The sequence below is a fragment of the Roseomonas sp. KE0001 genome (assembly GCF_016107285.1).
Lineage (GTDB): Bacteria > Pseudomonadota > Alphaproteobacteria > Acetobacterales > Acetobacteraceae > Pseudoroseomonas.
Map to the genome: position 1 here is coordinate 131786 of NZ_RCVQ01000004.1, position 17912 is coordinate 149697.

The following is a 17912-nucleotide window of genomic DNA, read 5'->3' on the forward strand; positions in this document are numbered from 1 at the left end:
CGCGCCAGATGCGCCGATTCGGCATGGCCCCCCATGGCGCTGTCCGGGGCACGCTATCCGGGCGCCAGGCCCTTGCGCCGCGCCGCGCCCGGGGTGAGGCCGAAGGCGGCGCGATAGGCGGCGCCGAAGGCCGGGGCGCTGGCATAGCCGACCGCCGCCGCCGCCTGCGCCGGCGCCAGGCCGCGGGCCAGCAGGGCGGCCGCCTCGGCCAGCCGCCATTGCTGCCGCCACTGGGCGAAGCTCATGCCGGTCTCGGCGCGGAACAGGCGGGAGAGGGTGCGTGGGCTGGCGCCCACCGCCTCGGCCCAGCCCTCCAGGGAGAGGTCGCGCGCGGGATCGGCCCGCAGCGCCTCGGCCAGACGCAGCAGGCGGGGGTCGCGCGGCTGCGGCACGCCGAGCGGCAGGGTGGGGGCATGGGCGATCTCGTCCAGGATCAGCGCCGCCAGATGGCCGCCCCGTCCGCGCGGGTCCCAGTCCGGCGGCTCGTCGCAGGCGGCCAGGATCAGCTCGCGCAGCAGCGGCGGCACCACCAGCACGGCCACGGCGGGCGGCCCGGCGCGGGCGGCGTCGCCGCGCAGGAACAGCGCCCGCATGGCGACCTCGCCCTGCATCGCCACGCTGTGCGGCGTGCCGCCCGGCACCCAGAGCGCGCGGCCGGGCGGCACCACATAGGCGGTGTTGTCGGTGGCGATGCGCATCACGCCATGGGTCGCGTAGATGAGCTGAGCGCGGCGATGGGCATGGACGATGGTGGTGTCGCCATCCGCGTAGTCGCGGCGGAAGCCGGCCAGGGGCCGGTCCACCTCGTCCTGCGGCAGATCCTGCCGGATGGGCACGACTTGGCGCGATGGCGACATAATCTGGCCGAACGTCGATAAGCGGACAGGCTATCCTCGCCGGCAAGCAACAGCAAGCACCGAGACCCGGCCATGGCCCTGCATCCCGCCACACGGCAGATCGCCTTCATCAACACCGCGCACGGCATCACCCATTTCAGCCTGCTGATCCTGGCCACCGCGGTGCTGAGCATGGTGCGGCAGGAGACCGGCACCTTCGGCGTGGAATACGGGCCGATCCTGGCGCTCGGCACCGCCATGTTCGTCCTCTACGGCGTCGGCTCGCTGCCCATGGGCTGGCTCGCCGCGCGCTTCGGGCGGCGCAACCTGATGCTGGCCTTCTTCCTCGGCACCGGGGGATGCATGGCGCTGGCGGGGCTGATGCAGTCCCCGCTCGGCCTGGCCCTGGCGCTGGCCGGGATGGGCGCCTTCTCCGCCATCTACCATCCCGTCGGCACCGCCATGCTGGTCGAGGCGGCGGGCGACAAGGTGGGACGCGCCGTCGGGCTGAACGGCGTGTTCGGCAATCTCGGCGTGGCCACGGCGCCGGTGCTGACCGCCTTCCTCGCCATCACGCTCGGCTGGCGCTGGGCCTTCCTGGTGCCGGGCGTGCTGACCGTGCTGGCCGGCCTGCTCTACTGGCGCGAGCCGCCGATCGACATGGCCACGGCGCGCGGCGCGGCGCGGTCCTTCCCGGCCATTCCCCGCCCCGTGGTGCGGCGGGCGGTGATCGTGCTGCTCTCCATCGCCGCCGCCTCGGGCTTCGTCTTCAACGCCTTCACCCTGCTGCTGCCGAAGCTGATGCAGGAGCGGCTGGCGGGCAGCCCCGACCTGCTGCCGGTGATCGGCCTGCTGGCCTTCCTGGTGACGCTCTGCGGCGGGCTGACGCAGTTCACCGTGGGGCGGATGATCGACCGCACCACGCTGAGGCGCGTTTTCCTGCCGATGGCGCTGATCCAGTTGCCGGCCATGCTGGCGCTCTCGGTGGTGCAGGGCTGGATGGTGCTGCCGCTGGCGGCGATCCTGGCCGCCTCGATCTTCGGGCAGGTGACGGTGAACGAGACCATGACCGCCCGCTACATCGCGCCGCCGCTGCGGGTGAAGCTCTACTCCATCCGCTTCTTCGTGGGCTTCCTCGGCGCCGCCGCGGCCTCGCCGCTGGTCGGCCTGCTGCACCAGGCGACGGGAAACCTGACCCTGACCATCCTGGTGCTGTCCGGCTTCGGCAGCGTGACCCTGGTCTGCGCCCTGTTCTTCCCCGACCGTCAAGAGGAGCTGCGGCCCGAGCTGTGGCCGGCGGCGGCGCCCGCCCCGGCCGAGTGAGGGCGGCCGCTCAGTCCTCGCCGCGCCGCCGCCCGCGGAAGACCATGACCAGGGCGGCGAGCGCCAGCAGCAGCCAGACCAGGATGGGCGGCGCGCCGAAGCCTTCGGCATAGAGCTGCGGCAGCCAGGCCAGCAGGGCCAGGATGGCGGCGGCGAGGGCGATGTAGGTGAGCATCGGCGCCGCTCAGCCCAGCGCCCGGGCCAGGAAGTCGAGGCTGCGCCGCAGCGCCAGCGCGTCCGCCGCGGCATCATAGGCGGCCCGCTCCTCGCAGGCGAAGCCGTGGCCGGCGCCGGGATAGGTGTGGATCTCCACCTCCGGCCGCGCCGCGCGGATCGCCGCCACGTCGTCCATCGGGATGCCGTGGTCGGTTTCGCCGAAATGCAGCTGCACCGGGCAGTTGGGCACCTCCTCGCGCGCCGCCGCGATGCCGCCGCCATAATAGCCCACCGCCGCGGCGAAGCTCTGGCTGCGCGTCGCGCCATGCCAGGCGACGGTGCCGCCCCAGCAGTAGCCGATGATGCCGCGCCGCGCCGCCATGGGCAGGGCGGCCGCGGCGGCCTCGATGTCGAGCAGCGTATCGGCCGGGTCGATGCGGGCGCGCAGCGCCTGGCCGAGCTTCACCTCATCCGGCGTGTAGCCCAGCTCCACCCCTGGCTCGGCGCGGTCGAACAGGGCGGGGGCGATGACGGCATAGCCGCGCCGCGCGAAGCCCTCGCAGACATGCCGCATATGACGGTTCACGCCGAAGATCTCCTGCACCACGACGAGCGCCCGGCTGGCCTCCTCCGGCCCGTCCCGCCAGGCGGAGAGGCGGTGGCCATCGGCGGCGGCGAGTTCGATCTGCATGGCGGCTTCCCTGGAACAGGGCGGCGGGATTCTCCCCGGGGCCCGTTTCATCCTATCCTCGGCGCATGGCAGAGATCATCAATCTGAACAAGCACCGGAAAGCCGCGGTTCGTGGCGCGGCGGAGCGGCAGGCCGCCGTCAATCGCGCCAGCCACGGGCGCAGCAAGGCGGAGAAGGAGCGCGACAGGGCCGAGGAGGCGCGCCGCCAGGCGCTGCTCGACGGGGCCCGCCGCGCGGAGGACCCGCCCGGCGAGACCGACGCGGAGCCCGCGCCTCCCGGCCGGCCACCTCAGGCGCGCTGAGGCTCCGGCTGGGCGAGGTCGTGCGGCATCGCCGGCGATCCGGCGGCCGGCCAGCGCTGCACGGCGGCGAGCAGGCTCTGCCGGTCCACCGGCTTGGCGAGATGGCCGTCCATGCCCGCTGCCAGACAGGCATCGACATTCTCCTGCTCCAGTTCGCCGGTCAGGGCCAGGATGCCGATCCGGCGCCGGGACGGGTCCGCCCGTTCCGCCGCGCGGATGTGGCGGGTGGCCTCGAGGCCGCTCATTCCCGGCATCTGCACGTCCATCAACACCAGGTCGACGGGCTCCCGCGCCAGCAGGGCCAGCGCCGCCTCGCCGCTCGCCGCCTGCCACACGACATGTCCCGCGGCCTGCAGCAGCGCCTGGGCGACCATGCGGTTCACCGCCACGTCGTCCACCACGAGCACACTGCACAGGCCGTTCATGACCGACGGCGGCGGCTGGGCGGCGGCGGTGCGGGGCGGCGTGGACGGCTGAAGCGGCAGCTCCACCCAGAAGTGGCTGCCCAGCCCGGCCACGCCGGCGGCGACGCCGATCCGCCCGCCCATCGCCTGGGTCAGGCCGGCGCAGATCGCCAGGCCGAGGCCATGTCCCTCCTGCGAGGCGGTAAGGCTTTCCGCGCTGTCGAGCCGGCTGAACTCGGCGAAGAGCCGAGCCTGCTGGTCGGGCGGGATGCCGGGGCCACTGTCGATGATGCTGATGCGAAGGCCCTGTGGTGCGAGCGGCCTAACCACCAGGCGAACCTGGCCGCGGGGCGGCGTGTACTTCACCGCGTTGCCGAGCAGGTTGAGCAGGATCTGGCGCAGCCGGCGATGATCCGCCCGCACCGAAGGCGCGGCCTCCGCCGTGACCTCGGTCTCGACGGTGAGGGTCTTGCGCTGGATCTCCGGCCGCAGCAGCTCCAGCGCCTCCTCGAGCAGCGGCCGCACCGCGACCGCCTCCTCGCGCAGGGTCAGGCGGCCGGCCTCGACCAGGGCGATGTCCAGCACATCGTTGACCAGGGAGAGCATGTGCTGCCCGGCGCGGCCGATCACCGCCGCCTGCTCGCGGGCGGCGGGCAGCAGCGCGCCGTTCTCGCGCAGCGCCTGCGACAGCCCCAGCACGCCGTTCAGGGGCGTGCGCAGCTCGTGCGACATGCGGGCGAGGAAGCGCGATTTCGCGGCATTGGCCTGTTGCGCGGCGTCGCGGGCCGTGGCCAGGGCGAGGCGGATCTCCTCATCCTGCCGCTCGCGGGTGGCGAGGAGCAGCGCCATGGTGGTGACGATGCCCTGCAGCGCCGTCAGCAGCATGACCAGCTGCACCGCCATGTCGCTGGGCAGCTGGCTGCCCGCCTGCCATTGCGGGCGGAGGAGGGCGAAGGGCACGCGGCCCAGCACCAGCAGGCCGTGCAAGGTGAAGGAGAGGGAGAGGAACAGGCGCAGGCCCCAGCGGATGCCGGCCGCCCGCCAGAAGGCCAGGCCGGCCGCCAGCAGGAGCAGGCCGCACAGCAGGGAGGCCAGGATCACCCGCGCCTCGACCGTGTCCATCGCCCCGGGGAACTGCCGCAGCGTGAGCCAGAGCAGCGGCGCCGGAAGCACGATCCAGAGCCGCGCCGTGCGGCCGCTGAAGCGGCGGGCGCCGACCCAGCAAAGGCCGCAGCCGCCGAGCACCAGCGCATTGGCCAGCGAGATGGAAAGGGCGTCGCTCAGCAAGCCGCGCAGCCCGGCCAGGGCGCTGCCGAGACCCAGCGCGATCAGCGCCGCGCCCCATTCCCCGTAGCCCTCGACGTGGTTGCGCGCGCGCGACAGCAACATGCAGCCGATGCCCAGGGCGAGGCAGATCAGCGTGCTGAGGAGCAGAAGTGTTTTACTGTCCAACGCCACGGATGTGCTGGCCGCCCGGTTTCCCGCTGTGTTCCGGAACCCTTTTCCGAAGCGGCCATTCTACGTGGCGGTGCCGCTCTCAACTAGAGGAAAGAGCGAGAATCGGCACCGTAAATTGCAATGACAGGTTGAATGCAATCAAACGTTGAATCGAAAAAGCATGATATCGCCGTCCTTGACGAGGTACTCCTTCCCCTCGACGCGCATCCGGCCGGCTTCCTTAGCGCCCTGCTCCCCGCCCAGCGCGATATAGTCCTCATAGGCGATGGTCTCGGCGGCGATGAAGCCGCGCTCGAAATCGCCATGAATCACGCCGGCGGCCTGGGGGGCCTTCATGCCTTTGACGATGGTCCAGGCGCGGGCCTCCTTCGGTCCCACGGTGAAATAGGTGATCAGGCCGAGCAGCCCGTAGCCGGCGGCAATGACGCGGTCGAGACCGGAATCGGCCAGGCCCAGCCCTTCCAGGAACTCGCCCCGGTCCGCCTCGTCCATCTGGCTGATCTCGGCCTCGATGGCGGCGGAGACCACCACCGCCTTGGCGCCCTCCAGCGCCGCGCGGGCGAAGACCTTCTCGCTGTGCGCGTTGCCGCTGGCAGCGTTCTCCTCCTCCACGTTGCAGACGTAGAGCACCGGCTTCGAGGTCAGCAGCTGGAGCCGGCGGACCGCCTCCTCCTCGCCCTTCGGGATCGAGGCGCGGGCGGGCCGGCCCTCGCGCAGCCCGGCCAGGATCGGCTCGATCAGCGCCATCTGCGCCGCCGCCTCCTTGTCCCCGCCGCGCGCCCGCTTCTGCAGGCCCGTCTGCCGCTTCTCCAGGCTGTCGAGGTCGGCCAGCATCAGCTCGGTCTCGATCGTCTCGGCATCGCGGATCGGATCGACGCTGCCCTCGACATGGGTGACGTCGCCATCCTCGAAGCAGCGCAGCACATGAACGATGGCGTCGCATTCGCGGATGTTGCCCAGGAACTGGTTGCCCAGGCCCTCGCCCCGGCTGGCGCCGCGCACCAGGCCCGCGATGTCGACGAATTCCAGGCTGGTCGGCACGATCTTCTGGCTCTTGCCAATGCGGGCGATCTCGTTGAGACGAGGGTCCGGCACCGCCACGCGGCCGACATTCGGCTCGATGGTGCAGAAGGGGTAGTTCGCGGCCTGGGCGGCGGCTGTCTGGGTCAGCGCGTTGAACAGGGTGGACTTGCCGACATTCGGCAGCCCGACGATACCGCAGTTGAAACCCATGACAGTCCTCGGAACGGCAGGAGAAGCCGGCCGGGCGCGGCTGTCGCCCGGCCAGTGGTGGAGCTCGGTGGGACGCTAGCCCTCGCCGGCCAGGGCGGCCGCGATGTCCTGGGCGATCTGCGCGGCGGCGATGCGGGCGGCCGCGTCGTCGGTGGGCAGGCTGAGGGCGGCGGCGCGGAGCTGCGTCACGGCGCCGGCCTGCGAGACATCCAGCGTCCCGGCGGCGGCGCGGATCAGCCCGGCCCGGGCCGGGCCCTTGGCCTCCGACACCGCCTGGGCGATGGCCAGCGCCAGCGCGGCGCGGGCGGCGGCGGCCTCGATCGCCCCGCCATGCCCGGTGTCGCTGGCTTCCAGGGCGGCGGCGGTGCTGGCCAGGGTCTGCGCCTGGGCCAGCAGGGCGGCGGCGAGCGCCGCGGCGCCGTTCGCCAGATCCTCGGGGCCGGGGCCGCCGAACTCGGCCGCCAGATCGGCGGCGGCGTCTTCGATCGCCATGGTATCAACTCTCCTGGGTCAGCAAGGCCACGCGGGTCATGAAGGCCTCCCGCTCGCCCCGGACCAGGAGCGGCGCGGCCTCCGCCACCGCATCCAGCATCGGTTCCAGCCAGGTGTCCACCTTGGCGAAGTTGCCGAGGACATGGCCGGTGACCTTCTCCTTCATCCCCGGATGGCCGATGCCGAGGCGGACGCGCCAGTAGTCCGGCGTGCCGAGCCTGCGATCCATGTCGCGCAGGCCGTTATGGCCGGCGGCGCCGCCGCCCTGCTTCACCCGGATGCGGCCGGGGGCGAGGTCGAGCTCGTCATGGAAGGCGGTGATGTCGGAGACGGGGATCTTGTGGAAGGCGGCGGCCGGCTGCACCGCCTCGCCCGAGAGGTTCATGTAGGTCTGCGGCTTCAGCAGCAGCAGTTTCCGCCCGGCGATGACGCCATCCGATACCAGCCCCTTGAAGCGGCTGCGCCATGGCGGGAAGCCATGGCGCCGCGCGATGGCGTCGAGCGCCATGAAGCCGATATTGTGCCGGTGCCGCGCCTGGCCCGGCTCCGGATTGCCGAGGCCGACCCAGAGCAGCACCGCGCGGCCTCCTTACTTCTTGCCCTTGCCCTTGCCCTTGGCCTCGGGGGCCGGCGCGGCGGGGGCCTGGACGATGACCTCTTCCTCGACCGTCGGGGGCGCGATGGTCGCCACGACGAAGTCACGGCCGACGATCACCGGCTTGGTGCCCTTGTGGTCCAGCACGTTGGACCAGCGGAGGCTGTCGCCGATGGCGGCGGCGCCCATGTCGATCTCGAACTGGTCCGGCACCTGGTCGGGATCGGACAGCACCTCGAGCTCGCGGCGGACGACGTTCAGCACGCCGCCTTCCTTGATGCCCGGCGCGGTCTCCTCGTTGAGGAACACGACCGGCACCTTGACGCGGATCAGCTGGCCCGGCGCCAGGCGCTGGAAGTCCACATGCAGCGGGCTGTCCTTCACCGGGTGGAACTGCACGTCGCGCATCAGCGTGCGCACGGTCGGGCCGTTCTTCACCGCCACCTCGTAGAGGTGCGACTGCCAGCCGCCCTTGTGCAGCTCCTTCATCACGTCGCGCGGGTCGAGGGCGATCAGCGTCGCCTCCTCCTTCGCGCCGTAGATGACGGCGGGAACCAGCCCCGCCCTCCGAGTCGCGCGCGCCGCCCCCTTACCGGCCAACTCGCGCGCCTCGGCCTCGATCCGAATCGTCTGGACCATCTGTCCGTGCTCCGCTTGTCTCTCGGGCTCGTCGGGCACCGCGCCGGCTCGCACCGGGGCGCCCCGCCCACCGCTCCCGGACCCATGCCCGAAAACAGTTGCGCCGGCCTCCAGGGGTGCCAGCGCAGCGCGGGCCATTAGGGCATTTCCGACGGGGAGGCAACGGATAGCTGGCATTCGCCGCCGGGGGCCGCCGCTCAGGGCCTTCCGGGACGGGCGCGGCTCAGCCGGGGTTGCGCAGCGCCACGGCACTCGGCGCCGGCGCCGCCTCCAGCCGGGCGAGGCCGCCCTCCAGCCGCACCCGGCCCGCCGCCAGCCAGGCCAGGGCGGCGGGGTAGAGGCGGTGCTCCTCGGCCAGGACGCGGGCGGCGAGCTCGGCCTCGCCGTCGCCGGGCAGAACCGGCACGGCGGCCTGGGCCAGGATCGGCCCCTCATCCACGCCCGGCGTCACCAGATGCACCGTGCAGCCATGCAGGCGGACGCCCGCGGCGAGGGCCCGCGCATGGGTGTCGAGGCCCGGGAAGGCGGGCAGCAGGGAGGGGTGGATGTTCAGCAACCGGCCCTCCCACCGGGCGGTGAAACCCTCGGTCAGCACGCGCATGAAGCCGGCCAGGGCGATCAGCTCCACGCCGTGCTCCGCCAGCACCGCCTCCATCGCCGCCTCGAAGCCGGCGCGGTCGCGGCCGAAGGGGCGGGATTCCACCACCGCCACCGGGATGCCGGCCTCGGCGGCGCGGGCCAGGCCGGCGGCGTCGGCGCGGTTCGACAGCACCAGGGCGATGGTGGCCGGATAGGTCGGGTCGGCGGCGGCGGCGAGCAGGGCGGCCATGTTGCTGCCCCGGCCCGAGATCAGGATCGCGGTGCGGCGCCGCGCGGGGGCGCCGCCGGTCACGGGGTGGACCGGGGGAGGGGCCAGCCGGCCGGCAGGTTGTCGATCCGCACCTCGGGCGCCGCGTCCGCCGCACCGGCGGCGATGGCACCGAGGCGGAACACCGTCTCGCCGGCCCCGGCCAGCAGCTCGGTCGCCGCCGCCGCATCGGCCTCGCGCACCACGAGGCACATGCCGATGCCGCAGTTGAAGACGCGCAGCATCTCCTCGGGCGCGACATGGCCCTGGCGCGCCAGCCAGGCGAAGACCGGCGGCACCGTCCAGGCGCCGGCATCCAGCACCGCGACCGTGCCGCGGGGCAGCACGCGCGGCAGGTTGCCGGGCAGGCCGCCGCCGGTGATATGCGCCGCCGCCTTCAGCAGCCCGGCGCGGTGCAGCGCGAGGACCGACTTCACATAGATGCGCGTCGGCGCCAGCAGCGCCTGGCCGACGGTCTGGCCGGCGGCGAAGGGGGCGGGGGTGTCGATGCCCTGGTTGGTCCCGGCCAGCACCCGGCGGACCAGCGAGAAGCCGTTGGAATGCACGCCGGAGGCGGCCAGCCCCAGCACCACGTCGCCGGGGCCGACATCCGGCTTCGGCAGCAGCGCGCCGCGCTCGGCGGCGCCGACCGAGAAGCCGGCGAGGTCGTAGTCGTCCTTGGCGTACATGCCGGGCATCTCGGCCGTCTCGCCGCCGACGAGCGCGCAGCCGGCCTGGCGGCACCCCTCGGCGATGCCGGACACCACGGCGCTGGCCTGCTCCAGCCGCAGCTTGCCGGTGGCGAAGTAGTCGAGGAAGAACAGCGGCTCGGCACCCTGCACGACGAGGTCGTTGACGCACATGGCGACGAGGTCGATGCCCACCGTGTCGTGCAGCCCGGCGTCGATGGCGAGGCGCAGCTTGGTGCCGACGCCGTCGGTCGAGGAGACCAGGACCGGATCGGCGAAGCCCGCCGCCTTCAGGTCGAAGAGCGCGCCGAAGCCGCCGAGGCCCCCCATCGTGCCGCTGCGGTCGGTGGAGCGGGCCAGCGGCTTGATGGCGTCCACGAGGGCATCGCCGGTTTCGATATCCACGCCGGCATCACGGTAGGTCAGACTGGTCATCAGGGGGCCCGATCGGCTATGCGCAAAAGACCCGGGCGCAGTCAGACCGCTATGCCGGGCCATCCAAGGGGGCGGAATGCAACACTTTCGGCGTCTCGCCGCAACCATTGTCCTGGGAACCCTGATCGGCGCGGGGATCGGTGCTGCCCCGGCGGGCGCCCAGCTGCCCAATCCGCCTTCTCCCCTGCCGGCGGACACGGCGGCGGCCGGCGCCGCGCCGATGGCCGACCCGATGGCCGCCTACACCCAGCGCGGCGTTCCGGCGGAGGCCACGGCGGAGAACGCCGTGGTGGCCCGCACCCGCGCCATCGCCTCGGCGCAGCGCCTGGCCTATGAGCGGATGGCCAGCGAGCTCGGCCTGCCGCGCGGCGTCAGCGATTCGCAGATCGAAAGCATGGTCAGCAGCATCGTGGTGGAGCAGGAGCGGACCACCCGCACCGGCTATACCGGCCGGCTGACGGTCAACTTCAATCCCAACCGGGCGGGCGGCCCGGGCCGCAGCCTCGCCAGCGGCGGCACCGCCGGCGCGGCCCCGAGCGACGCGGCGCCGCCGGTCATGCCGCACAGCGGCCCGGCCGCCAGCCATATCGAGGCCCGGGCCCGCTTCCTCGGCCTGAGCGAATGGCTGGAGCTGCGCCGCCGGCTGGCCGCCAGCCCGGAGATCGCCTCGGTGCAGATCCAGGCCATCGCGGTGGATGGCGCCCGGCTGCGCATCGGCCTGCGGCAGGGGGCCGAGCAGGCGCAGCAGGCGCTGAACGCCACCGGCCTGGCGCTGGTGCCCCCAGCCGTCACCATGCCGGCGCGGCCCGCCGGGATGCTGGCCCCCCCGGTGCCGATCGGCGGGGCGGCGCTGCCCGTCCCGGCGGCGCCCGGCGCTACCGCGGGCGGCGCGGCGGGGATGTGGCACATCGGCCTTGCCGGCGGCGCCTGAGCCGGAGCCGCTCCCGCCGGCGGAGACGGGCCGCGGCGGGCCCGGGGAAGGGGCTGCTCCGCCCCGGGACGCCGGCGCCCTCACTCTTCCCAACGCCATCACCCTGGCGCGGCTCTGCGCCGTGCCGGCCGCCGTCTGGCTGATCCTGCACGCGCGGCTGGACATCGCCTTCTACGTCTTCGCCGCCGCCGGCCTGTCGGACGGCATCGACGGCTGGCTGGCGCGGCGCACGAACAGCCGCTCGGCACTCGGCGCCATGCTCGATCCGGTGGCCGACAAGGCCCTGCTGGTCTGCACCTATGTCACCCTGGCCGTCATCGGCGTGCTGCCGGACTGGCTGGCCATCCTGGTGGTGTTCCGCGACGTGCTGATCCTGGGCGGCGTCGCCCTGCTCAGCCTGCTCGGCCCGCCGCCGGCGATCCGGCCGTTGCTGATCTCGAAGGTCAATACCCTGGGGCAGATCCTGCTCGCCGGGCTGGCCCTTTTCCTGCATGGCTTCGGCCTGCCGGCGCCGGGCCTGCTGCTGGTCGCGTGCTGGCTGGTGGCCGGGCTGACGCTCGCCTCCGGCATCGCCTATCTCCTCAACGCCCTGCGACCCGGAGCGCCCCCGTGAGAGTGCCGCCTCAGAGTGTCACCGCGAGGCCGTCGCCGTGAAGCTGCCGCCCGCCGCGCCCCCCATCTCGCCCCCAGACCTGCGGCAGCCGCCGCGCCTGACGACGCCCCCGCCGGCGCCGGCGGGGCCACGCAGCGCCACGCGCAACCAGCGCCTCGGCCTGGTGCTGGGCCTGCTGGCGGCGGGGCTGTTCCTGCTCTGGCTGTTCTCGGCCATCCTGACGCCGTTCGTCCTGGCCGGCTGCATCGCCTATTTCCTGGACCCGGTGGCGACGCGCATGGCGCGCCTCGGCCTGCCGCGCGGCTTCGCCTCGCTGCTGCTCATCGCCGGGCTGATGGCCCTGGCGCTGCTCGGCCTGCTGCTACTCTATCCGCTGATCATCGGCCAGGTCGGCACCCTGCTGGCGCGGCTGCCGAGCTACATCGCCGGCGTCGGCGCCGCGGCGCAGGAGGCGATGACGGCGCTGGAGACGCGGTTCGGGCCGGAGGTCTTCGACGCCCGGCTGCGCGACCTCGCGGTCAGCCAGCTCGGCGCCATCCTCTCCTATCTCGGCACGGCGGCGACGCGGCTGATCGGCGGCGGCTATGCCCTGGTCAATGTCTTCACCCTGGTGGTGGTGACGCCGGTGGTCGCCTTCTACCTGCTGCGCGACTGGCCGCGCATCATGCTGCGTCTCGAGAGCTGGCTGCCGCGCCGCTCCGCCGCCACCCTGCGCCAGCTGGCCATGGACACCGACCGCGTGCTCTCCGCCTGGCTGCGCGGGCAGCTGATCTGCTGCGCCCTGCTCGCCGCCTACTACGCCATGGCGCTCTCCGCCGTCGGGCTGGAGCTCGGGCTGATGGTCGGGCTGGCGGCGGGCTTCCTGACCTTCATCCCCTATGTCGGCTCGATGACCGGCCTGGCCGCCGCGCTGCTGCTGGCGGTCGGCCAGTTCGGCACCTGGAACGGGGTCGGCCTGGTGGCGGCGGTCTTCGTCACCGGGCAGATCGTCGAGGGCTATATCATCTATCCCAGGCTGCTGGGCGACCGGGTGGAGCTGCACGCGGTCTGGGTGATCTTCGCCCTTTTCGCCGGCGGCGTCGCCTTCGGCTTCCTGGGCGTGCTCCTGGCGGTGCCGATGGCGGCGACGCTCGGCGTGCTGGCGCGCTACTGGCTGCGGCGGTATCTGGAAAGTCCGCTCTACCTGGACCCGCCCCGCACCGGCCCGTGATGTCCGCCCCCGGCCATACCCCGACCCGCCAGCTGGCCCTGCCGCTGGATCTGCCGCAGGCCTTCCGCGGCGAGCTGCTGGCCGATCCCTCCAATGCCACGGCGCGCGCCTGGCTGGCGCGCCACGAGGCCTGGCCGGCCGGGCGGCTGGCGGTCTTCGGGCCCGAGGGGGTGGGCAAGTCGCACCTGCTGCGGCGGGTGGCGGCGGAGCGCGGCTGGCGGCTGCTGCAGGGCCCGCTGCTGCGCGGCGTGCCCGAGCCGGCGCCCAGCGTGCTGGACGATGCCGACTGCGTGGCCGAGGAGACGGCGCTGTTCCATCTGATCAACGCCTGCGCGGCGCAGGGCCTGCCGCTGCTGCTGGCCGGCCGTGCGCCGCCGGCCCGCTGGCCGGTGGCGCTGCCCGACCTGCGCTCGCGGCTGCGCGCCACCACCGCGGCCGGCATCGGCGAGCCGTCGGACGCCCTGCTGGCGACCCTGCTGGCGCGGCATTTCGCCGAGCGCCAGCTGCGCGTGCCCGAGGCGGTGCAGGACTGGCTGCTGGCCCGCCTGCCGCGCGAGGCCGCGGCCATCGCCGCCGCCGCCGCCCGGCTGGACCGCGCCGCCCTGGCCGCCGGGGGCGCCGTGACCCGGGCCCTGGCCCGCGCCGCGCTCGCCGACTGGCCCGGCTTCGAGCCTCTCGATGACGTTTCCATGGAATCCGGCGAGGCCGGCTCCCTCGACACGCCGGCGCTGTTGTAGTCTCGCTCCATGGACGCTCCAGACGCCACCCTCCCCGCCGATGCGGAACCGCCCGCCGAGGCCGCCGCCATCGCCACCTCGCCCGAGCGGTTCATCAACCGCGAGCTCTCCTGGCTGGACTTCAACGCCCGGGTGCTGGAGGAGGCGGCCAATCCGCAGCACCCGCTGCTGGAACGGCTGCGCTTCGTCGCCATCTCGGCCTCGAACCTGGACGAGTTCTATTCGGTGCGCGTCGCCGGGCTGGTTGGGCAGGAGCGCTCGGGCATCCTGCCGGCCTCCCCGGACGGGCTGACGCCGGGCCAGCAGCTGGTCGCCATCCATGCCCGCGCCGCGGCGCTGATCGACGAGCAGCAGGCGACCTGGCGCGAGCTGCGCGCCCGCATCCGCGAGGCGGGCATCAGCGTCGCCGGCATCGAGGAGCTGTCGGAGGCGGACCGCGCCTGGCTCGAGAGCTGGTTCCTGGAGCGCGTCTTCCCGGTGCTGACGCCGCTGGCCGTCGATCCGGCGCATCCCTTTCCCTTCATCAGCAACCTGGCGCTCTGCATGGTGCTGAAGCTGGTGCGGGAGGAGGATGGCGGCACCATGCGCGCCCTGCTGCCGCTGCCGCCGCAGATCGAGCGCTTCGTCCGCCTGCCGCCGGCCGATGACGCGCCGCAGATCACCCCCGGCACCGGGCCGATCCGCTTCGTCGTGCTCGAGGACCTGATCACCCTCTTCCTGCCGCGCCTCTTCCCCGGCTTCATCAATGCCGAGCAGGGGCTGTTCCGGCTGATCCGTGACACCGACGTGGAATTCGAGGAGGAGGCGGAGGATCTGGTCCGCTCCTATGAGAGCGCGCTGAAGCGGCGCCGGCGCGGCCGCGCCATCCAGCTCTCGGTCGATGCCGGCATGCCGGCCGATCTGGTGGATTTCGTGGTCGAGGAGCTGGACGCGCCGCGCGCCGAGATCTTCGTCGTCGACGGGCTGCTCGGCATGGCCGACCTCAAGCAGCTGATCGTCGACGACCGGCCCGATCTGCTGTTCACGCCCTATACGCCGCGCTTCCCCGAGCGCATCCTGGATTTCGGCGGCGACTGCTTCGCGGCGATCCGCGCCAAGGACATCGTCGTCCACCACCCCTACGAATCCTTCGATGTGGTGGTGCAGTTCCTGCGGCAGGCGGCGCGCGACCCAAATGTCGTGGCCATCAAGCAGACGCTCTACCGCACCAGCCGCGTCAGCCCGATCGCCCGCGCGTTGATCGAGGCGGCCGAGATGGGCAAGTCCGTCACCGCCATGGTGGAGCTGAAGGCCCGCTTCGACGAGGAGCGCAACATCGCGCTGGCGCGCGAGCTGGAGGCGGCCGGGGTGCAGGTCGTCTATGGCTTCGTCGATCTCAAGACCCATGCCAAGGTCAGCCTGGTGGTGCGGCGCGAGGGCGGCTCGCTACGCTCCTACGCGCATTTCGGCACCGGCAACTACCACCCCGTCACGGCGCGCATCTACACCGACCTCAGCTACTTCACCGCCGACCCGGCGCTGACGCGGGACGCGCAGAAGCTGTTCAACTACATGACCGGCTACGCCCGCCCCGAGACGATGGAGAAGCTGGCCTTCTCGCCGCTGACCATCCGCCCCTCGATCCTCGGTTTGATCGAGCAGGAGATCGCCTTCGCGCGGGAGGGCAAGGCGGCGCAGATCTGGCTCAAGATGAACTCCCTGGTCGACCAGCAGCTGATCGACGCGCTCTACCGCGCCAGCCAGGCGGGGGTCAGGATCGACTGCGTGGTGCGCGGCATCTGCTGCCTGCGCCCCGGCGTGCCGGGCCTCTCCACCAATATCCGGGTGAAGTCGATCGTCGGCCGCTTCCTGGAGCATTCGCGCATCCTGGTCTTCGGCAATGGCCACCGGCTGCCCTCGCGCCGGGCGCGGGTCTTCATCTCCTCGGCCGACTGGATGGCGCGCAACATGGACTGGCGGGTCGAGACCATGGTGCCGGTCGAGAACGCGACCGTGCATGCGCAGATCCTCGATCAGATCATGGTGACCAATCTGCGGGACACCGAGCAATCCTGGCAGCTGAGGCCGGACGGTTCCTGGCGGCGCCTGCATCCGGGGGCGCAACCGGTGTCCGCCCACGAGTATTTCATGACCAACCCGTCGCTGTCCGGCCGGGGCAGCGCCCTGCAGCGGACCGCCGCCCGCGCGCGCCGGCGGCAGGACCGTGTCTCCCAGGACTGACTCCACAGAAGGAAGCCCGCGTTTGGATCTGCCGCATATCGCCGCCGCCGTGGGAATGGGGCCGGATGCCCGCTGCGGCATCGTCGACCTTGGCTCGAATTCCGTGCGTCTGGTGGTCTTCGAGGGGCGCGGGCGGAACCCGGCCGCCATCTTCAACGAGAAGGCGGTCCTGGGTCTCGGCCGGGGGTTGCAGACCACGGGGCGGCTGAACGAGGAGGCGGTGCCGCAGGCGCTGATGGTGCTGGAGCGTTACCACGCCGTGGCCCGCGCCATGGGGGCGGCGCCGCTGGAGGTGCTGGCCACCGCCGCGGTGCGCGATGCCGAGAACGGTCCCGCCTTCGCCGCCGCCCTGGCCGAGCGGATGCCGGGCGTGCCGGTCAAGATCCTGAACGGGCAGGAGGAGGCGGCCTATTCCGCCGAGGGGGTGCTGCTGGGCTTTCCCCAGGCAGACGGCATCCTGGGCGATCTCGGCGGCGGCTCGCTGGAGGTGGTGGAACTGACCCAGGGCCGCGCCGGGGCCAGCGAGTCCCTGCCGCTCGGCGCCATCCGCCTCTCCGACCGCGCCGGCGGCGATGTCGGCCGGGCGCGCGGCATCGCCGAGGCCGAGCTGGGCCGGCTGCCCTGGCTGGCGCATGGCAAGGACCGCGACCTTTACCTGGTGGGCGGCGCCTGGCGCGCGCTGGCCAAGATCCACATCGCGCAGACCTCCTATCCGCTGTCCATCGTGCATCACTACGTGCTGCGGCGGGAGGAGGCGCGCGACCTCTGCGGCCTGGTGGCGGCGGCGACGCGGCGGACCCTCGAGAAGCTGCCCGGGGTTCCCTCCAAGCGGCTCCAGGACCTGCCCTTCGCCGCCGTGGCGCTGCGCCGTCTGCTGCGCGCCACCGGCGCCTGCCGCGTCGTCTTCAGCGCCAACGGGCTGCGGGAAGGCTGGTATGCCCGCCACCTGGCGCCCGAGGTGCGGCGTGAGGACCCGCTGCTGGCCGCCGGGCGCGAGATGGCGGCGCGCTACGGGCGCGACACGGCCCTGCCCCTCGCGCTCGCCGCCTGGACCGCGCCGCTCTTCCCCGAGGAGCGCCCGGCCGAGGCGGCGCTGCGCGAGGCCGCCTGCTGGCTGTCCGACATCGGCAGCCACGACCATCCGGACTATCGCGCCGAGCAGTCCTTCCTGCGCGTGCTGCGCCAGCCGGGCATCGGCCTCGACCACCACGAGCGCGCCTTTCTCGCCCTGGTGGTGGCGCTGCGCTACGAGCCCGAGCTGGCCGCCCCCTGGCTGGCCACGGCGCGCATCCTGCTGGACAGCGTGACGCTGCGCCGGGCGGAGGTGCTGGGGGCGGCGCTGCGCCTCGCCTATACGCTTTCGGGCGGCACGCCGGCGCTGCTGGGCGAGGCGCGGCTGGAGATGACCGGCGAGGAGCTTCGCCTGCGGCTGGTGCAGGGGGGTGGCGTCTTCGCCGGGGACAGTGTGCAACGCCGCGTCGAGGCCCTGGCGGCGGCGCTCGGCCTGACCGCGGTGGTGGAACTGGCGGCCTGAGGCGCGGGCGGAGGGCGTCATGATGGCGCGGATCGGCCGGGGGCTCGGAGGGGCGCTCGGAGACTGGATCAGCTTCCGGGGCCGGATCCCGCTCGGCCGCTACTGGCTGACCTATGTGCTGCCCCTGACCGCGCTCCAGCTCGCCGCCATCCTGGCCGATATCCTGCTGTTCGGCTGGAACGCGCGGAGCCTGGGGCCGGAGATCGTGCCGACGGCCCGTGCGGCGCTGGAGGGGACCTATCGGCTCCACGCCACCACGCTGACGCTGCAAGGACCCCTCTCGGGTCTCTGGTGGTGGGTCTTGCTGGTGCCCGGCTTCGCCGGCATGACGAAGCGCTGGCACGACCGTGGCGCCAGCGGCTGGTGGAGCCTGCTGTTGCTGGTACCGGTGCTGGGCTGGATCTGGGTCTTCGTCAGCCTGTGTTGCCGCGATGGCCAGCGCGGCCCCAACCGCTATGGGCCCGACCCTCTGGAGCCGGCGCCGCCGGCGGCCTGACGGATCCCCCCCTCACGGCCGAGGCCCCGCGGCAGTCCCGGCCTGGAGCGTCTGTTTTTCTCGAGCGTCCT

The 17912-nt window shown here is 73.0% G+C and carries 19 protein-coding genes; 9 read left to right on the forward strand and 10 right to left on the reverse strand.

What is annotated here, in order from left to right; translation table 11 throughout:
• Window positions 1-53 precede the first annotated feature (53 nt).
• Complete coding sequence (locus tag D9598_RS09905) at window positions 54-836, reverse strand: helix-turn-helix domain-containing protein (protein ID WP_370591984.1); 783 nt, start codon at window positions 834-836, stop codon at window positions 54-56.
• A 93-nt stretch (window positions 837-929) separates the two neighbouring features.
• Between D9598_RS09905 and D9598_RS09910 the strand changes: the two genes are divergently transcribed.
• Window positions 930-2159 carry an MFS transporter gene (locus D9598_RS09910; RefSeq protein ID WP_198366310.1) on the forward strand — a complete coding sequence of 410 codons (1230 nt, stop codon included), beginning with the start codon at window positions 930-932 and terminating at the stop codon, window positions 2157-2159.
• A 10-nt stretch (window positions 2160-2169) separates the two neighbouring features.
• On the opposite strand, the gene D9598_RS09915 is transcribed toward D9598_RS09910, so the two are convergent.
• Both D9598_RS09915 and D9598_RS09920 read right to left on the reverse strand, forming a co-directional pair.
• A complete protein-coding gene (locus D9598_RS09915; protein WP_198366311.1) occupies window positions 2170-2334 on the reverse strand; it encodes a hypothetical protein in 165 nt (54 codons plus the stop codon).
• A 9-nt stretch (window positions 2335-2343) separates the two neighbouring features.
• The gene (locus D9598_RS09920; RefSeq protein WP_198366312.1) at window positions 2344-3006 is read right to left on the reverse strand and encodes a dienelactone hydrolase family protein; all 663 of its coding nucleotides are present in this window, start codon (window positions 3004-3006) and stop codon (window positions 2344-2346) included.
• 65 nt (window positions 3007-3071) lie between these two features.
• Here D9598_RS09920 and D9598_RS09925 point away from each other — a divergent pair, with 65 nt between their 5' ends.
• Window positions 3072-3308: a DUF4169 family protein gene (locus tag D9598_RS09925; RefSeq protein ID WP_198366313.1), complete on the forward strand. Its 237-nt coding sequence runs from the start codon at window positions 3072-3074 to the stop codon at window positions 3306-3308.
• Here the strand turns inward: D9598_RS09925 and D9598_RS09930 are convergent.
• From D9598_RS09930 to purM, 7 genes are all read right to left on the reverse strand, one after another.
• Window positions 3296-5164, reverse strand: coding sequence for an ATP-binding protein (locus tag D9598_RS09930; RefSeq protein ID WP_198366314.1), 1869 nt, complete (start codon window positions 5162-5164; stop codon window positions 3296-3298). The genes D9598_RS09925 and D9598_RS09930 overlap by 13 nt on opposite strands.
• 144 nt (window positions 5165-5308) lie before the next feature.
• On the reverse strand, window positions 5309-6403 hold the full coding sequence (gene ychF / locus D9598_RS09935) for a redox-regulated ATPase YchF (protein ID WP_198366315.1): 1095 nt from the start codon (window positions 6401-6403) through the stop codon (window positions 5309-5311).
• Between the two features lie 75 nt (window positions 6404-6478).
• A complete protein-coding gene (locus D9598_RS09940) occupies window positions 6479-6895 on the reverse strand; it encodes a hypothetical protein (RefSeq protein ID WP_198366316.1) in 417 nt (138 codons plus the stop codon).
• A 4-nt stretch (window positions 6896-6899) separates the two neighbouring features.
• Entirely contained in the window at window positions 6900-7472 is a 573-nt protein-coding gene (gene pth / locus D9598_RS09945; protein WP_198366317.1) for an aminoacyl-tRNA hydrolase, read from the reverse strand.
• A gap of 12 nt (window positions 7473-7484) precedes the next feature.
• Entirely contained in the window at window positions 7485-8129 is a 645-nt protein-coding gene (locus D9598_RS09950) for a 50S ribosomal protein L25/general stress protein Ctc (RefSeq protein WP_198366318.1), read from the reverse strand.
• A 223-nt stretch (window positions 8130-8352) separates the two neighbouring features.
• The gene (gene purN, locus D9598_RS09955; protein WP_198366584.1) at window positions 8353-8958 is read right to left on the reverse strand and encodes a phosphoribosylglycinamide formyltransferase; all 606 of its coding nucleotides are present in this window, start codon (window positions 8956-8958) and stop codon (window positions 8353-8355) included.
• Between the two features lie 59 nt (window positions 8959-9017).
• Window positions 9018-10100, reverse strand: coding sequence for a phosphoribosylformylglycinamidine cyclo-ligase (gene purM / locus D9598_RS09960; protein ID WP_198366319.1), 1083 nt, complete (start codon window positions 10098-10100; stop codon window positions 9018-9020).
• Between the two features lie 76 nt (window positions 10101-10176).
• On the opposite strand from purM, the gene D9598_RS09965 reads away from it, so the two are divergent.
• Genes D9598_RS09965 through D9598_RS09995 form a run of 7 tightly spaced genes read left to right on the forward strand, consistent with a single transcriptional unit; the run spans window position 10177 to window position 17841 of the window.
• Window positions 10177-11031: a hypothetical protein gene (locus tag D9598_RS09965; RefSeq protein ID WP_198366320.1), complete on the forward strand. Its 855-nt coding sequence runs from the start codon at window positions 10177-10179 to the stop codon at window positions 11029-11031.
• A complete protein-coding gene (locus tag D9598_RS09970) occupies window positions 11015-11644 on the forward strand; it encodes a CDP-alcohol phosphatidyltransferase family protein (RefSeq protein WP_198366321.1) in 630 nt (209 codons plus the stop codon). Before D9598_RS09965 ends, D9598_RS09970 begins: the two co-directional genes overlap by 17 nt.
• A 37-nt stretch (window positions 11645-11681) precedes the next feature.
• A complete protein-coding gene (locus tag D9598_RS09975; RefSeq protein WP_370591985.1) occupies window positions 11682-12854 on the forward strand; it encodes an AI-2E family transporter in 1173 nt (390 codons plus the stop codon).
• Window positions 12854-13591, forward strand: coding sequence for an HdaA/DnaA family protein (locus D9598_RS09980; RefSeq protein WP_370591991.1), 738 nt, complete (start codon window positions 12854-12856; stop codon window positions 13589-13591). Before D9598_RS09975 ends, D9598_RS09980 begins: the two co-directional genes overlap by 1 nt.
• Window positions 13592-13600: 9 nt before the next feature.
• Window positions 13601-15811 (forward strand): RNA degradosome polyphosphate kinase, encoded by a 2211-nt coding sequence (locus D9598_RS09985; protein ID WP_198366323.1) that lies wholly within the window; start codon window positions 13601-13603, stop codon window positions 15809-15811.
• A gap of 55 nt (window positions 15812-15866) precedes the next feature.
• A complete protein-coding gene (locus D9598_RS09990) occupies window positions 15867-17345 on the forward strand; it encodes a Ppx/GppA family phosphatase (protein ID WP_198366586.1) in 1479 nt (492 codons plus the stop codon).
• Window positions 17346-17364: 19 nt separating this feature from the next.
• On the forward strand, window positions 17365-17841 hold the full coding sequence (locus D9598_RS09995; RefSeq protein WP_232477100.1) for a DUF805 domain-containing protein: 477 nt from the start codon (window positions 17365-17367) through the stop codon (window positions 17839-17841).
• Window positions 17842-17912: the final 71 nt, after the last annotated feature.

Excerpts from the sequence above, each read along its gene's own strand:
- D9598_RS09910 (WP_198366310.1), top strand. The coding sequence starts at position 930 with ATGGCCCTGCATCCCGCCACACGGCAGATCGCCTTCATCAACACCGCG.
- D9598_RS09915 (WP_198366311.1), bottom strand. The coding sequence starts at position 2,334 with ATGCTCACCTACATCGCCCTCGCCGCCGCCATCCTGGCCCTGCTGGCC.
- D9598_RS09920 (WP_198366312.1), bottom strand. The coding sequence starts at position 3,006 with ATGCAGATCGAACTCGCCGCCGCCGATGGCCACCGCCTCTCCGCCTGG.
- D9598_RS09925 (WP_198366313.1), top strand. The coding sequence starts at position 3,072 with ATGGCAGAGATCATCAATCTGAACAAGCACCGGAAAGCCGCGGTTCGT.
- ychF (WP_198366315.1), bottom strand. The coding sequence starts at position 6,403 with ATGGGTTTCAACTGCGGTATCGTCGGGCTGCCGAATGTCGGCAAGTCC.
- D9598_RS09940 (WP_198366316.1), bottom strand. The coding sequence starts at position 6,895 with ATGGCGATCGAAGACGCCGCCGCCGATCTGGCGGCCGAGTTCGGCGGC.
- D9598_RS09950 (WP_198366318.1), bottom strand. The coding sequence starts at position 8,129 with ATGGTCCAGACGATTCGGATCGAGGCCGAGGCGCGCGAGTTGGCCGGT.
- purN (WP_198366584.1), bottom strand. The coding sequence starts at position 8,958 with ATGGCCGCCCTGCTCGCCGCCGCCGCCGACCCGACCTATCCGGCCACC.
- purM (WP_198366319.1), bottom strand. The coding sequence starts at position 10,100 with ATGACCAGTCTGACCTACCGTGATGCCGGCGTGGATATCGAAACCGGC.
- D9598_RS09965 (WP_198366320.1), top strand. The coding sequence starts at position 10,177 with ATGCAACACTTTCGGCGTCTCGCCGCAACCATTGTCCTGGGAACCCTG.
- D9598_RS09980 (WP_370591991.1), top strand. The coding sequence starts at position 12,854 with ATGTCCGCCCCCGGCCATACCCCGACCCGCCAGCTGGCCCTGCCGCTG.
- D9598_RS09985 (WP_198366323.1), top strand. The coding sequence starts at position 13,601 with ATGGACGCTCCAGACGCCACCCTCCCCGCCGATGCGGAACCGCCCGCC.
- D9598_RS09990 (WP_198366586.1), top strand. The coding sequence starts at position 15,867 with ATGGGGCCGGATGCCCGCTGCGGCATCGTCGACCTTGGCTCGAATTCC.
- D9598_RS09995 (WP_232477100.1), top strand. The coding sequence starts at position 17,365 with ATGATGGCGCGGATCGGCCGGGGGCTCGGAGGGGCGCTCGGAGACTGG.